Here is a 13759-nt window from a genome sequence, read left to right on the forward strand (position 1 = left end):
CCGGCGAGCGGCGATCCCAGCTTCGAGCCTCCGGGGGTCTCACCCCGCACAGCTTTGCCGGAGACGACCGCGATGTTCGACGCCAAGCGCCTCCTCGACCAGTTCCTCGGTGGCCAGGGGCGGAGCGGCTCCGGCGGCTATCCGCCCGCGGCGCCCTCGCCCCTCGACCAGATCGCCCGCTCGCTCGGCGGCCAATCCCTCGGCGGCAACGCATCCAAGGCCGCGGTGCTGGGCGGCCTCGCCTCCCTGGTGCTCGGATCCCGCAAGCGCCATCGGGCGGGTCACGGATCCTTCGGCCAAGCGTCCTTCGGCCCTGCGGGGCGGATCGGCGGGCTCGCGCTGGTGGCCTCCCTCGCCTACCAAGCCTACCAGCAATGGCAGGCGAACCGCCCGCCCGCCGGCCCCGCCCCCGCTCCGCCGCGCCGCTCCGGCGGCTTCCTGCCCTCGGCCGAGGAGGCGGCGGCGATGCTGCGCGGCACGCTGTTCCAGCCGGCCTCCCCGGCCGACGAGCAGACGGTCGCTCGCGCGCTCCTCACGGCCATGATCACCGCCGCGAAGGCGGACGGCCACATCGACGCGCAGGAGCAGGCCCGGATCTTCGGCGAGATGGACCGCCACGCCCTCGACGCCGACGACAAGGCCTTCCTGATGGACGTGCTGCGCGCGCCGCTCGACATCGACGCGGTGGCGCGGCTCGCCCGCACGCCGGAGGAGGCGGCCGAGATCTATGCGGCGTCCCTGATGGCCGTCGATGTCGACAGCCCGGCGGAGCGGGCCTATCTCGACCATCTCGCGCAGCGCCTCGGCCTCGATCCCGGCCTCGTCCGTCACCTCGAATCCACCGTCGGGCATGCCGTTAGGGGATCGTGAATCGGATCGGACGCCGTTAACGGTTCGCTAACCATCCGGAGCGATCAATAGACGGGTAACGAATCGTAAACCCGTGCCCAGCTCCAGCTCCGCCCGCCCGCCGATCCGCTTTCGCGGCCGCTCCTTCCTGGCCGTGGTCCTCGCCCCCGAGGCGCCCGTCGAGGCCTGGCTGTCAGACCTCGACGCCCTGGTCCGCCGCTCGCCGGCCTTCTTCGCCGGACGCGCGGTCATCCTCGACGTGTCGGCCCTGGCGCCGACCCGCGAGGCGCTCCTGGCGCTCGTGGCGGAGCTCGCCGCGCGCGCCATCCCCATCATGGGGCTCGAAGGTGCGGGCGCGGCCGGCCTCGGCGCCGGGCTGCCCCCGCCCCTCACCGGCGGCCGGCCGGGCGGCGAGATCCCGACGCCCGACCAGCCCGCGCCGCCGAGCCCGGTCCCCGAGCGGCCGACCACGGTCGGCTCTCTGGTTCTCGATACGCCGGTGCGCTCCGGACAGACCATCCTGTTCCCGGAGGGCGACGTGACGGTGATGGGCTCCGTCGCGTCAGGAGCCGAGGTGATCGCGGGCGGGTCGATCCACGTCTACGGGGCGCTGCGCGGCCGGGCCATCGCGGGCGCGGCCGGCAGCCCCAACGCCCGCATCGTCTGCAGCCGGTTCGAGCCGGAGCTGCTGGCGATCGACGGTCTCTACCGCATTGCCGACGACATCGACCCGGCCCTGCGCGGCAAGCCCGTGCATGTCTGGCTCGACGGGGACGCGATGCGCATGGCCGTGCTGGACTGAACCCCCGCCGGGGCCGGTCCCGCGCGAGAGGGCGGCCGCGGAGGACCGCCCCAACAGGAACGAGGTGTCGGATGGCGAAGGTTCTGGTTGTGACATCGGGCAAGGGCGGGGTGGGGAAGACCACGACCACCGCGGCCCTGGGCGCCGCCCTGGCGCAGGCGGGGCAGAATGTCTGCGTGGTCGATTTCGACGTGGGCCTGCGCAACCTCGACCTGGTGATGGGGGCCGAGCGGCGGGTGGTCTACGACCTGATCAACGTGGTCCAGGGCGACGCCAAGCTGGCCCAGGCCCTGATCCGCGACAAGCGCCTGGACAGCCTGTCGCTGCTGCCCGCCTCCCAGACCCGCGACAAGGACGCGCTCAGCGATGCCGGCGTGGCGCGCGTGATCGGCGAGCTGCGCGAGCGCTTCGACTGGGTGATCTGCGACAGCCCCGCCGGCATCGAGCGCGGCGCCACCCTGGCCATGCGCCATGCCGACGTGGCGGTGGTGGTGACCAACCCCGAGGTCTCCTCGGTGCGCGACTCCGACCGCATCATCGGCCTGCTCGACGCCAAGACCGCCCGGGCCGAGGCCGGCCAGAGCCTGGACAAGCACCTGATCCTGACCCGCTACGACCCCGCCCGGGCCGAGCGCGGCGAGATGCTCAAGATCGACGACGTGCTGGAGATCCTCTCCATCCCGCTCCTGGCCGTGGTGCCCGAGAGCGAGGAGGTGCTCAAGGCCTCCAACATCGGCAGCCCGGTGACGCTCAACAACCCGGCCAGCGCCCCCGCCCGCGCCTATGCGGATGCCGCCCGCCGCCTCAAGGGCGAGACCGTCGCCATGACCGTCCCCACCGAGCGCAAGTCCTTCCTCAACCGCCTCCTCTCCCGGAGGGCCGCATGACCCTGCTCAACTTCCTCTCCCGGCGGGGCACCGCCCCGGTAGCGCGCGAGCGCCTGCAGATCCTGCTCGCTCACGAGCGGGCCGCGACCGGCCGCACCGATCTCGCGGCGACGCTGCGCGAGGAGATCCTCGCCGTCATCACCAAGCATGTCGCCATCGAGGGCGACAAGGTGAAGGTGTCGATGGAGCGGGGCGAGGCCGTCTCGCTCCTGGAGATCGACGTCGAACTCCCGGCGCTCGCGACCCCGGCGGTCGAGGAGCCCGCCCGCAAGCGGGCCTGACACCAACGGTCATTGGGAATGACCGTTGGTTCCGTTCTCGAATTGTCGCCAAGCCTTTGGCTTGGCGACGACAATTCGAGATGGATCAACGGCCCGCTGCATCAGCACTTGGCTTACGTCAGCAGCCCGGGCCGTTGGTATGGCCTCCGCCGCACCGCTTGCACCCGCGCGGCCTTTCGGGCGATGAACTCGATAGGCCCCGCGGGGCGCCGGAGCGGAGCCCGTGGCGGGACGGTTCGAGGTGCGCGACAGGACGGCACTGATCACCGGTGCCGCGAGCGGGATCGGGGCGGCACTGGCGGAGGCACTCGCCTCCAGGGGCGCCCGCCTCGCCCTGGTCGACCGCGACGCGGAGGGCCTGGGGCGGGTCGCGGCCGCCCTCGACGGCCGGGCGCCGGCCGTGACCAGCCACCTCCTCGACGTCACCGATGCGGCGGGCGTCGCGGGTCTGCCGGAGACCGTGCTCGCGCGCCACGGCGGTCTCGATCTGCTCGTCAACAATGCGGGCGTGGCCCTGGCGGGCCGGTTCGAGGACCTGTCGCTCGCCGATTTCGACTGGGTGATGGAGGTCAACTTCCGCGCCGTGGTGCGGATGACCCATGCCTTCCTGCCGGCGCTGCTGCGCCGGCCCGAGGCGCAGATCGTCAACCTGTCGAGCCTCTACGGGATCATCGCGCCCGCGGGCCAGACCGCCTATGCGGCGAGCAAGTTCGCGGTGCGCGGCTTCTCGGAGGCCCTGCGTCACGAACATGCGGGGAGCGGCCTCCACGTCATGGTGGTGCATCCGGGCGGCGTGGCGACCGCCATCGCCCGCAACGCCCGCACCGGCGCGGGCGTCGATCCGGCCGAGGCCGCGCGCGGGCGCGAGGCCTTCGAGCGCCACCTGAAGCTCCCGGCCGCCGCCGCGGCGGCCCAGATCCTGCACGGCATCGAGCGGCGGCGCCCCCGCCTGATCGTCGGCGCCGACGCCCGGCAGGTCGCAATCCTTCAGCGCCTGATGCCGGTCCGCTACTGGTCGGTGATCCGACGGGCGCTCGGCGAGTAGGAGATCTGCCGCCTTGGCCTCGCTTCGCGCTCATTTCCTCGCCTGGATCGTCCGCCGGCAGATCAGGCGCCGGCTCGCCGGCGCCACCGACGTCCGGCAGGTGCGCCGCGTGTTCGACGCCGCCGCCTTCCCGGACCCGCCCGGCATCGGCTTTCGTCCGGGCCTAGTCGGCGGCATCGCGGGCGAATGGGCCGAGCGCCGCGGCCTCGGCCCCGACGCGCCCCGGCTCCTCTACCTGCATGGCGGCGGCTTCGTCGCCTGCTCACCCCGCACCCACCGACCGCTGATCGGCGGCTTTGCGGGGCGCGGCTTCCGGGTCTTCACCCCCGATTACCGCCTGGCGCCCGAGCACCCCTACCCGGCTGCCCTCGACGACGCCGTCGCCGCCTGGACGGAATTCGCGGCCGAGGGGCAGGCGGTTCTCGCCGGAGAATCGGCGGGCGGCAATCTCGTGCTGGCCCTGATGCTGCGCCTGCGCCGCACGGGTGGTCCGTTGCCCGCCGCCGCCGCAATCTTCTCGCCCGCGACCGACATGGAGGGTATGGGAGCCTCGATGCACGAGAACGCCGCGCGCGACGCCATGTTCTCGCCGGAGACCTTCCGGCCCATCGTGGACGCCTATCTGGCCGGCCACGACCCGACCGATCCTCTGGTCTCGCCGCTTCGCGGCGACCTCGCGGGCCTGCCCCCGCTCCTGATCCATGTCGGCGAGCGCGAGCTGCTGCGCGACGATTCCGTGCGCCTGGCCGCGAAGGCGCGGGCAGCGGGCGTGACCGTGGCGCTCACGGTCTGGCCTGTGGTGCCGCATGCTTGGCAGTTCGCCTCCTCGTTCCTGCCGGAGGCGCGCCGCTCGCTCGGGGAGGCGAGCGATTTCCTGAAGGCGCGGCTCGCGGCCGCGCCGGAGGCCGCACCGGCCCTGCGTTGACTTTCCGGCCCGATCCCTCTAGGGGCTCGCTCCTCCAGACGATGTCTCGTCTCGACCCGACACGCCGACCGGCCCCGCGAGGCTGGAGGCCAACGCCCGACAGCGCGATGCGCCCTCGGGCGCGTCCGGCGTTGGGCAGGACCTCGTCGCAGGCTTTCCGCCGGGACCACGGATGACAGAGACGAACCACGCGCCGTTGCGCATCGAGGACGCGGTGAACGCGGTCTGCCCCTGGTCGGGCAAGCCGATCTCCGCCGATTCGCTGACGCTCTACAAAGGCGCCGTGGTCGGCTTCTGCAACCCGGGCTGCCGCGACAAGTTCGAGGCGGCTTTGCGGCATTTCGAGGACGCCCTGCAGGCGCGCCGCGCCGTCTCCGCGGGCAACGACCAGTAGGCGGAAGGACGGACCCCCATGTTCGAAGGCCTCTCCGAACGCCTTTCCGGCATCCTCTCCGGGCTGACGCGCCGCGGCGCACTCACCGAGGCCGACGTCACCGCGGCCCTGCGCGAGGTGCGCCGCGCCCTCCTCGAAGCCGACGTGGCGCTCGAAGTCGTGCGCACCTTCACCGAGAAGGTGCGCGAGCAGGCGGTCGGCGCGACCGTGCTGAAGTCGGTGACGCCCGGCCAGATGGTCGTGAAGATCGTCAACGACCAGCTCGTGGCGATGCTGGGCGCCGAGGCCGAGGTGATCGACCTCAACGCCCCCTCCCCGGTGCCGATCCTGATGGTCGGCCTCCAGGGGTCGGGCAAGACCACCACCACCGCCAAGATCGCCAAGCGGCTGACCAGCCGCGACAGGCGCCGGGTGCTGCTCGCCTCGCTCGATACCCGCCGCCCGGCCGCCATGGAGCAGCTCGCGGTGCTGGGGCGTCAGGTGGGCGTCGAGACGCTGCCGATCGTCGCCGGCCAGTCGGCGGTGCAGATCGCCAAGCGCGCCATGGAGGCCGCCCGGCTCGGCGGCTTCGACGTCGTCATGCTCGACACGGCGGGCCGCATCACCATCGACGAGGGGCTGATGCAGGAGGCCGCCGACGTGAAGGCGGCCACGAACCCGCACGAGGTGCTCCTCGTCGCCGATGCCCTCACCGGCCAGGACGCCGTCAACACCGCCCGCGCCTTCGACCAGCGGCTCGGCGTCACCGGCATCGTGCTGACCCGCATGGACGGCGATGCCCGCGGCGGCGCGGCCCTGTCGATGCGGGCGGTCACCGGCAAGCCGATCAAGCTCGTCGGCACCGGCGAGAAGGTCGATGCGCTGGAGGAATTCCATCCCGCCCGCGTCGCCAACCGCATCCTCGGCATGGGCGACATCGTCTCGCTCGTCGAGAAGGCGGCCGAGACCATCGACCAGGAACAGGCCCTGCGCGTCGCCGAGAAGATGCGCAAGGGCAAGTTCGACCTCGAAGACCTGTCCATGCAGCTCGCCCAGATGGAGAAGATGGGCGGGATCGGCGGCCTGATGGGCATGCTGCCCGGCATGGGCCAGATCAAGAAGCAGGTCGAGGGCGCCAACCTCGACGAGAAGATGTTCAAGCGCCAGCGCGCGATCATCTCGTCGATGACGCCCGAGGAGCGCCGCAACCCCGACATCCTGAAGGCCTCGCGCAAGAAGCGCATCGCCAAGGGCTCGGGCGTCGACGTGGCGGAGATCAACAAGCTCCTCAAGATGCACCGCACCATGGCCGACATGATGAAGGTCATGGGCTCGGGCAAGCGCGGCCTCGGCCAGGCGCTCGGCAACATGTTCGGGCTCGGCGGGGGCGGCGGAGGTCTCGGCAACCTGGGCAAGATGATGGGCGGCATGCCCCAGCCCACGCCCGAGATGCTCGCCGAGATGCAGAAGGCGCTGCCGCCCGGCACCTCCCTTCCCCCGATGCCGCCCGGCGCGCCGGGCAAGCCCCCGGGCCTTCCCGGCCTCGGGGGCGGCAAGATGCCGGGCCTTCCGGGCCTCGGCGGACTGCCGTTGGGCAAGAAGAAATGACCCCGGCGCGCAGGGAGTAGCGATCAGCGAAGAGACGACTTCCGCCGATTGGCCGCAAGCGACGCTTCGCTGCTCGCTGTTTCCTGCACGCTTCCCAAGCAACCATTCCCAAGACGACCATTAGGAGAGTTCGATGTCCCTCAAGATCCGCCTGACCCGCGGCGGCGCCAAGAAGCGCCCCTATTACCGCATCGTCGTCGCCGATTCGCGCTCCCCGCGCGACGGCCGCTTCATCGACAAGGTCGGCGTCTACGACCCGATGAAGCCGAAGGACGATCCGGCCCGCGTCTCGCTCGAAGCCGAGAAGATCCAGGCGTGGCTCGCCAAGGGCGCGCAGCCGACCGACCGCGTCCTGCGCTTCCTCGACGCCGCCGGCCTCGCCAAGCGCCCGGCCCGCAACAACCCGAAGAAGGCCGAGCCCGGCGCCAAGGCCAAGGAGCGTGCCGCCGCCCGCGCCGAGAAGGCCGGCGCCGGCGAGGACGCCGCGGCGTAACCCGCCATGGCGCGCCGGTCGCCCCGCTCCGCTCCGCCGGGATCCTCCGGCGTGCAGCGGGACCCGGCCGGCGCGCCGCGCCCCGCGGGCGCGTCCGCGGCGGCTCCCGACCTCGCCGGGGATCCGGCCTTCGTGCTGCTCGGCGAGTTCGGCCGCGCCCACGGCCTCCAGGGCGAGGTGCGGCTCAAATCCTACACGGCCGATCCGATGGCGATCGGCTCTTACGGCCCGCTCACGGGGGCGAACGGGCGCGCCATCGCGCTGACGGCGCTGCGCCCGGCCTCCGGCGCGCCCGATATGCTGATCGCGCGCGTCTCCGGGGTCTCGGGCCGCGACGCGGCCGAGGCCCTCAACCGCCTCGCCCTTTATGTCCGCCGCGAGTGCCTCGGCGCGCCGGAGGACGAGGACGAGTTCTTCTCCGCCGACCTCATCGGCCTTGCCGTCGTCGATGCGGCGGGCACGCGGCTCGGCACGATCCGGGCCGTGCCGAATTACGGCGGCGGCGATCTCCTGGAGATCGAGCCTACCGGCGGCGGCGCCGCGGCGCTGCTCCCCTTCACCCGTGCCTTCGTGCCGAAGGTGGACATCGCCGCGCGCGAGGTGACGATCGATCCGCCCGATGACCTTTTCGCCCCGGCCAAACCATCGCCGGAGGACGAAGTTTGAACGCTGCCATGTGAGGCGCGGGAGGCGCGCGGGAACGGTGTCGGTCACGCCTCCGGCACGTTCCGCTCCAGTTCCGCCAGCCACGCCGCCGCATTGCCGTCGGAGGGCGCCCGCCAGTCGCCCCGGGGGGAGAGCGCGCCGCCGGCCGCGACCTTCGGGCCGTTCGGCAGGGCCGAGCGCTTGAACTGGCTGAAGCCGAAGAAGCGCCGGAGAAAAACCTTCAGCCAGGCGCGGATCTCAGGCAGCGCGTAGGCGCCCCGGCGCTCGTCGGGGAAACCCGGCGGCCAGGGGCCGCGCGACGCATCCTCCCAGGCGTGGCAGGCCAGGAAGGCGATCTTCGAGGGCCGGTAGCCGAAGCGCAGCGTGTAGAAGAGGTTGAAATCCTGCAGGGCGTAGGGGCCGATTCTAGCCTCGGTGCTCTGGATCTGCCCGCCCTCCTCCACCGGCACGAGTTCCGGCGAGATCTCGGTGGCGAGGATCGCCTCCAGGGTGCGGTTCACCGCCGCGTCGAACTGGCCGGAGGAGACGACCCAGCGGATCAGATGCTGGATCAGCGTCTTTGGCACCCCGGCATTGACCGCGTAGTGGGACATCTGATCGCCGACGCCGTAGGTGCACCAGCCGAGCGCCAGCTCCGAGAGGTCGCCGGTGCCGACCACGATGGCGTCGTTCTGGTTGGCGAGGCGGAACAGGAAATCGGTGCGCAGGCCCGCCTGCACGTTCTCGAAGGTCACGTCGTAGACGGGCTCCCCGCGCCCGAACGGGTGGCCCATGTCGGTCAGCATCTGGCGGGCGGCGGGGCGGATGTCGAGCTCCGTCGCGGTGGTGCCGAGCGATGCCATCAGCCGGTGGGCATTGCCCTTCGTCTCGGCGGAGGTCGCGAAGCCCGGCATCGTGTAGGTGAGGATGTTGGTGCGCGGCAGCCCCAGCCGGTCGAAGGCCTTGGCGGCCACGATGAGGGCATGCGTCGAATCGAGCCCGCCCGAGATGCCGATCACGACCTTGCTGGTCCGGATCGCCCGCAGCCGCTGAGCGAGGCCCGCCACCTGGATGTTGTAGCCCTCGTAGCAATCCTGCGCGAGGCGCGCGGGGTCGGCCGGCACGAAGGGGAAGCGCTCGACCGTGCGGGCGAGGCCGAGATCGTGCCTCGGCGGCGCGACAGTGAAGGCGATGCGCCGCCAGGGACGCTCGCCCAGCACCGCGCGGGCATTGTCGTCGAAGCTGCCCATCTGGGCGCGCTCCTGGCGCAGGCGGTCGAGATCGATATCCGCCACCGTGACCTGCGGCCCGTCCGGGAACCGCTCGCTCTCCGCCAGAAGGGTTCCATCCTCGTAGATCGCCGTCTGGCCGTCCCAGGCGAGGTCGGTGGTCGATTCGCCCGGCCCCGCCGCCGCGTAGATGTAGGCCGAGAGGCAGCGGACCGAGCTCGACTGGCACAGCAGCTTGCGGCTCTCCGCCCGCCCGATGGTGATCGGGCTCCCCGACAGGTTGACCAGCACCGTGGCGCCGGCGAGCGCCGCGAGGGCGCCCGGCGGGACGGGGATCCACATGTCCTCGCAGACATCGACCCCGATCACGAGCCCCGGGAGATCCTCGGCCGCGAACAGCAGGTCGGTCCCGAACGGGATTGCGGCGCCGGCGAGCCGGATCGTCTCGCCGGTGATGCCGGCACCCGGCGCGAAGTGGCGCTTCTCGTAGAATTCCCGGTAGTTCGGCAGGTAGCTCTTCGGCACGACCCCGAGCACGCGCCCGCGGTGGAGCATCACCGCCGTGTTGTAGACCCGGTGCCCGTGCCGCAGCGGCGCCCCGACCACCAGGAGAGGCAGAAGGTCGCGCGTGCCCTCCGCGAGCGTCGCCACCGCGGCCTCGACACCGTCGAGGAGCGTCTCCTGCAGGAGCAGGTCCTCGATCGCATAGGCCGAGAGGCAGAGTTCCGGGAACACCGCTACCGCCACGCCCTGGTCGTGGCAGCGGCGTGCCAGCGCCAGCACCTCGGCCACGTTGGCGGCAGGCTCGGCGATGTGGCTCTGCCCGACGCAGGCCGCGACCCGGGCGAAACCGTGCTGGTAGAGGGATCGGAACATCCGCGGCGGCCTCCGGTGAGGATCGACCCTGCTTAACGCGCGGGGGCCGGGCTTGGCACCCCGGCCGCTGGGGACGGATCCCCGCCCGGGTGCCTAATCGGGTGTTAACGATACTCCGCCTAACTGGCGGGGAGCACAGGCCGCAGGCGGCTGAGCCCGCCTCCAACCAGCCAGCGTCATGAGATCATCGGGACGGCCCCCTTACCTCGACTCTTCCGCGCATCATCCGCAGGGGATGCGCAGCGTCACCCCACAGGCTGCGCGCCGCGGGCTTTCGCTCGCTGCGCTCGCCGAGACCCTGATGCGACTTCGGGCGATCCTCGCCCGGCACTGGGGGCCGTCCCGGACGCAGCCCCTGGCCCTGCCGCCGCCGCGGCCAGCGGGACTCGACCGGCGCGCGACGCCGAGCTGGATGGCCGATCCCGCGCCACATCCGGCTCCGCCGGCCTGGACGCCGGATCTCGTGCGCGCCGCGCCGGTGCCGCCGGAGCCCGCCTGGATGCCCGAGCCGCCGGCGCCCGCGATGCCGCTCGTGCCGGAGATGCCGCCGGCCCCGGTCCAGGCCGCGCCGCCCGCCTCCGCGCCGCCTGCGGCCGCCATGGCGCCGCCCGTGCCGGCGCCCCGCCTGCCCGAGCCGCCGCGCCCGGCCGGCCCCGGCCCGGACATGGAGGATGCGTGGCTCGCGATCCCGCCGGCCGGCCCGGCCCGCACGGTGCTGACGCGAGCGCGGCGGCAGACGGAGGAGGCGCGACGGACCGAAGAGATGCGTCGGCCCGCCCCCGCGCCGCGCCCGGAGCGCTCGGCCGCCGCGACCGACCTGCGCTTCACCCGCACGCCCGACCATGTCCTCCAGGCGCGCCGCCGCAAGCGCGAGGAGGAGGCGCGGGCCCGTGAGGCGGAGCGTCGCGCCGCCGAGGAGAAGGCCGAAGCCGAGCGCGCCGCGGCCGAGGCGGCGGCCGAGGCCGAGCGCCTCGCCGCGGAAGCCGCCGCCCTTCCGCCCCTGCCGCGCTGGCGCCAGCCCTACATCCTGCCGCCCGGCGTGCGCTTCACCCGCACGCCGGACCATCTCCTGCGCCACGCACCCGACGAGGCCGCCCCCGTGCCGCCGGTGCCCGAAGCCGGTGCACCGGAAGCCGAGACGCCCGGAGAGGCTTGCCCCCCCGGCCCGGACGAGACCTCCGCCGCACCGCCCGAGACGGCGCCCGCTTCTCCCGCGGAGCCCGAGACGTCGCAGCCCGCGGACACGGAGGCGGTGAACGCACCCGCCCCGGACGAAGCGCCTGCCGCGCCGTCGACCGAGACCGTGTCCGGCGCCGTCCCTGCCGCGCCGGAGGCGGATGCGCCGCCAGCCGACGAGACACCGGGGGAGGTGCCGGCAGAGGAGACCGGATCGGCCGAGCCGATCACGGCGCCCGTCGACATCTCCTACCTGCGCGCCCTGCCGAAGCGTCCGGCCTACACGCTCGACGCGCTGCTGCGTCACGACTGGACGCAACCCCTCGCGGTGGCCGACGCGCAGGACAACCGTCCGGTCGCGCCGCCCCCCGTCGCGGCTCCCGAGATCGAGCCGGCCCCTGCCGCCGAGCCGCCCGTCCTGGAAGCCGCGGCGCCCATCGTGGCGAACGAGGCCGCTGCGCCCGCGTCGGCGCCCGAGCCCGTCGCCGTGGAGCCGGAGCCGGAGCCTGCCTCGGCACCGGCGCCGACGCAGACGCCGCCTGCACCCGAACCGGCCGGCGCCGCCGCGCCCGGCGCGGATCCCGTGCCGCCGGCCGATCCGGCCGATCTGCCGCTGGCGCCGATCGCCCTCTCGCTGGTGCCCGCCGGTCCGGTGGAGCCGATCGCCGCCGGTCAGGACATCGCGCAGCAGGCCCCGTTCACCACCGCCGCTCCGGCCGCCGAGCCGCTGCGGCCCGTGGAGGCCGTCGCGCCGGCTCCTGCGCCGGCTCCCGAGCCTATGCCGGATCCCGAGCCTATGCCGGATCCCGAGCCGCTGCCCGCACCGGCGCCGGCCGAGGCGCACGCGGTCGTCATCGGCAATGCCGGGCTCGATCTCGATCTCGGCCTCGATGTGGATGATCCGGAGGACGAGGAGGACATCCTGGCGCTGGTGCCGCTGCCGCCTCCCCTGCCCCGTCCGCTGATGCGCCCGCCCGCAGCGCCCTATGAGCTGCCGCCGCTCGAGCTCCTGACCGAGGCCCGCGCCTCGGACGGCAGCAGCCTCGACGCGGACCTGCTCCAGGCCAACGCGGTGCAGCTCCAGCAGGTCATCCACGATTTCGGGGTGCGGGGGGAGATCCTGGCCGTGCGGCCCGGACCCGTCGTCACCCTGTACGAGATGGAGCCGGCCCCGGGCACCAAGTCCTCGCGCGTGATCTCGCTCGCCGACGACATCGCCCGCTCGATGTCCGCCGTCTCCGCCCGCGTCGCCGTGGTCCAGGGCCGCAACGCCATCGGCATCGAACTGCCCAACATCAAGCGCGAGACCGTCTTCCTGCGCGAACTCCTCGCCTCGCCGGCCTTCGCCGAAACCAAGCAGAAGCTCGCCCTCTGCCTGGGCAAGAACATCGGCGGCGAGGCCATCATCGCCGACCTCGCCCGCATGCCCCACCTGCTCGTCGCCGGCACCACCGGCTCGGGCAAGTCGGTGGCCATCAACACCATGATCCTCTCGCTGCTCTACCGCATGAAGCCCGAGGAGTGCCGCCTGATCATGGTCGATCCCAAGATGCTGGAGCTGTCCGTCTACGACGGCATCCCGCACCTGCTCTCGCCGGTGGTCACCGACCCCAAGAAGGCGGTGATCGCCCTGAAATGGGCCGTGCGCGAGATGGAGGAACGCTACAAGAAGATGGCTCGCCTCGGCGTGCGCAACATCGACGGGTTCAACGCCCGGGTGGCGGAGGCGCGCGAGCGGGGCGAGGTGATCACCCGCACCGTGCAGACGGGCTTCGACCGGGAGACCGGCGAGGCGGTGTACGAGGACGAGGTGATGGACCTCGGGGCGCTGCCTTACATCGTGGTGATCGTCGACGAGATGGCCGACCTGATGATGGTGGCCGGCAAGGACATCGAGGGGGCGATCCAGCGCCTGGCGCAGATGGCCCGCGCCGCGGGCATCCACCTGATCATGGCGACGCAACGTCCGTCGGTGGACGTGATCACCGGGACGATCAAGGCGAATTTCCCGACCCGGATCTCGTTCCAGGTGACCAGCAAGATCGACTCGCGCACCATCCTGGGGGAGATGGGGGCCGAGCAGCTGCTGGGGCAGGGCGACATGCTGTTCATGGCCGGCGGCGGGCGCACCACCCGGGTGCATGGCCCGTTCGTGTCGGACGACGAGGTCGAGGCGGTGGTGGCCCATCTCAAGCGCCAGGGCCGGCCCGCCTATCTCGACGCGGTCACGGCCGACGAGGAGGAGGCCGAGGTGGCCGCGGAAGCGCCGGTGTTCGACCAGGGCTCCTTCGCGGACCCGACGGCCGACCTCTACGACCAGGCGGTGGCGGTGGTGCTGCGGGACAAGAAGGCGTCGACGAGCTACATCCAGCGGCGGCTGCAGATCGGCTACAACCGGGCGGCCTCGCTGATGGAGCGGATGGAGCGCGAGGGCATCGTCGGGCCCGCCAACCATGCCGGCAAGCGCGAGATCCTGGTCGAGGCGCAATCCTCCGCCCAAGCCACCGCCGATGAGCCGTGAGGATGCGCATCCGGCGTCGCATATTCGCCACAGGGGCCGTCTCTAACGG

Annotated in this window: 12 protein-coding genes; 11 read left to right on the forward strand and 1 reads right to left on the reverse strand. The window is 72.7% G+C overall.

Annotated elements, in window-relative coordinates; all coding sequences use genetic code 11:
- Positions 1–72 precede the first annotated feature (72 nt).
- The 10 genes from MNOD_RS13710 (at position 73) to rimM (ending at position 7929) form a co-directional block, all read left to right on the forward strand.
- Positions 73–870: a tellurite resistance TerB family protein gene (locus MNOD_RS13710; RefSeq protein WP_015929506.1), complete on the forward strand. Its 798-nt coding sequence runs from the start codon at positions 73–75 to the stop codon at positions 868–870.
- A gap of 73 nt (positions 871–943) precedes the next feature.
- Entirely contained in the window at positions 944–1651 is a 708-nt protein-coding gene (minC, locus tag MNOD_RS13715; RefSeq protein WP_015929507.1) for a septum site-determining protein MinC, read from the forward strand.
- A gap of 71 nt (positions 1652–1722) precedes the next feature.
- Entirely contained in the window at positions 1723–2538 is an 816-nt protein-coding gene (minD, locus tag MNOD_RS13720) for a septum site-determining protein MinD (RefSeq protein ID WP_015929508.1), read from the forward strand.
- Positions 2535–2819, forward strand: a complete 285-nt coding sequence (gene minE / locus MNOD_RS13725) for a cell division topological specificity factor MinE (RefSeq protein WP_015929509.1) — start codon at positions 2535–2537, stop codon at positions 2817–2819. Before minD ends, minE begins: the two co-directional genes overlap by 4 nt.
- Positions 2820–3042: 223 nt before the next feature.
- The gene (locus tag MNOD_RS13730) at positions 3043–3864 is read left to right on the forward strand and encodes an SDR family NAD(P)-dependent oxidoreductase (RefSeq protein ID WP_015929510.1); all 822 of its coding nucleotides are present in this window, start codon (positions 3043–3045) and stop codon (positions 3862–3864) included.
- A 13-nt stretch (positions 3865–3877) separates the two neighbouring features.
- Positions 3878–4789: an alpha/beta hydrolase gene (locus MNOD_RS13735; RefSeq protein ID WP_015929511.1), complete on the forward strand. Its 912-nt coding sequence runs from the start codon at positions 3878–3880 to the stop codon at positions 4787–4789.
- A 172-nt stretch (positions 4790–4961) separates the two neighbouring features.
- Complete coding sequence (locus MNOD_RS13740; RefSeq protein WP_015929512.1) at positions 4962–5183, forward strand: glutathione S-transferase; 222 nt, start codon at positions 4962–4964, stop codon at positions 5181–5183.
- An 18-nt stretch (positions 5184–5201) separates the two neighbouring features.
- Complete coding sequence (gene ffh, locus MNOD_RS13745; RefSeq protein ID WP_015929513.1) at positions 5202–6770, forward strand: signal recognition particle protein; 1569 nt, start codon at positions 5202–5204, stop codon at positions 6768–6770.
- A gap of 133 nt (positions 6771–6903) precedes the next feature.
- A complete protein-coding gene (gene rpsP, locus MNOD_RS13750; protein ID WP_015929514.1) occupies positions 6904–7263 on the forward strand; it encodes a 30S ribosomal protein S16 in 360 nt (119 codons plus the stop codon).
- A gap of 6 nt (positions 7264–7269) precedes the next feature.
- Positions 7270–7929 (forward strand): ribosome maturation factor RimM, encoded by a 660-nt coding sequence (gene rimM / locus MNOD_RS13755; RefSeq protein ID WP_083786410.1) that lies wholly within the window; start codon positions 7270–7272, stop codon positions 7927–7929.
- A gap of 44 nt (positions 7930–7973) precedes the next feature.
- Here rimM and MNOD_RS13760 read toward each other — a convergent pair whose 3' ends face one another.
- Positions 7974–10013 carry an NAD(+) synthase gene (locus MNOD_RS13760; RefSeq protein ID WP_015929516.1) on the reverse strand — a complete coding sequence of 680 codons (2040 nt, stop codon included), beginning with the start codon at positions 10011–10013 and terminating at the stop codon, positions 7974–7976.
- Positions 10014–10248: 235 nt separating this feature from the next.
- Here MNOD_RS13760 and MNOD_RS13765 point away from each other — a divergent pair, with 235 nt between their 5' ends.
- Positions 10249–13710 (forward strand): DNA translocase FtsK, encoded by a 3462-nt coding sequence (locus MNOD_RS13765; protein WP_015929517.1) that lies wholly within the window; start codon positions 10249–10251, stop codon positions 13708–13710.
- Positions 13711–13759 lie beyond the last annotated feature (49 nt).

Origin of the sequence: Methylobacterium nodulans ORS 2060 (assembly GCF_000022085.1) — a bacterium.
Classification (GTDB): Bacteria; Pseudomonadota; Alphaproteobacteria; order Rhizobiales; family Beijerinckiaceae; genus Methylobacterium; species Methylobacterium nodulans.

Excerpts from the sequence above, each read along its gene's own strand:
- MNOD_RS13710 (WP_015929506.1), top strand. The coding sequence starts at position 73 with ATGTTCGACGCCAAGCGCCTCCTCGACCAGTTCCTCGGTGGCCAGGGG.
- minD (WP_015929508.1), top strand. The coding sequence starts at position 1,723 with ATGGCGAAGGTTCTGGTTGTGACATCGGGCAAGGGCGGGGTGGGGAAG.
- minE (WP_015929509.1), top strand. The coding sequence starts at position 2,535 with ATGACCCTGCTCAACTTCCTCTCCCGGCGGGGCACCGCCCCGGTAGCG.
- MNOD_RS13740 (WP_015929512.1), top strand. The coding sequence starts at position 4,962 with ATGACAGAGACGAACCACGCGCCGTTGCGCATCGAGGACGCGGTGAAC.
- ffh (WP_015929513.1), top strand. The coding sequence starts at position 5,202 with ATGTTCGAAGGCCTCTCCGAACGCCTTTCCGGCATCCTCTCCGGGCTG.
- rpsP (WP_015929514.1), top strand. The coding sequence starts at position 6,904 with ATGTCCCTCAAGATCCGCCTGACCCGCGGCGGCGCCAAGAAGCGCCCC.
- rimM (WP_083786410.1), top strand. The coding sequence starts at position 7,270 with ATGGCGCGCCGGTCGCCCCGCTCCGCTCCGCCGGGATCCTCCGGCGTG.
- MNOD_RS13760 (WP_015929516.1), bottom strand. The coding sequence starts at position 10,013 with ATGTTCCGATCCCTCTACCAGCACGGTTTCGCCCGGGTCGCGGCCTGC.
- MNOD_RS13765 (WP_015929517.1), top strand. The coding sequence starts at position 10,249 with ATGCGCAGCGTCACCCCACAGGCTGCGCGCCGCGGGCTTTCGCTCGCT.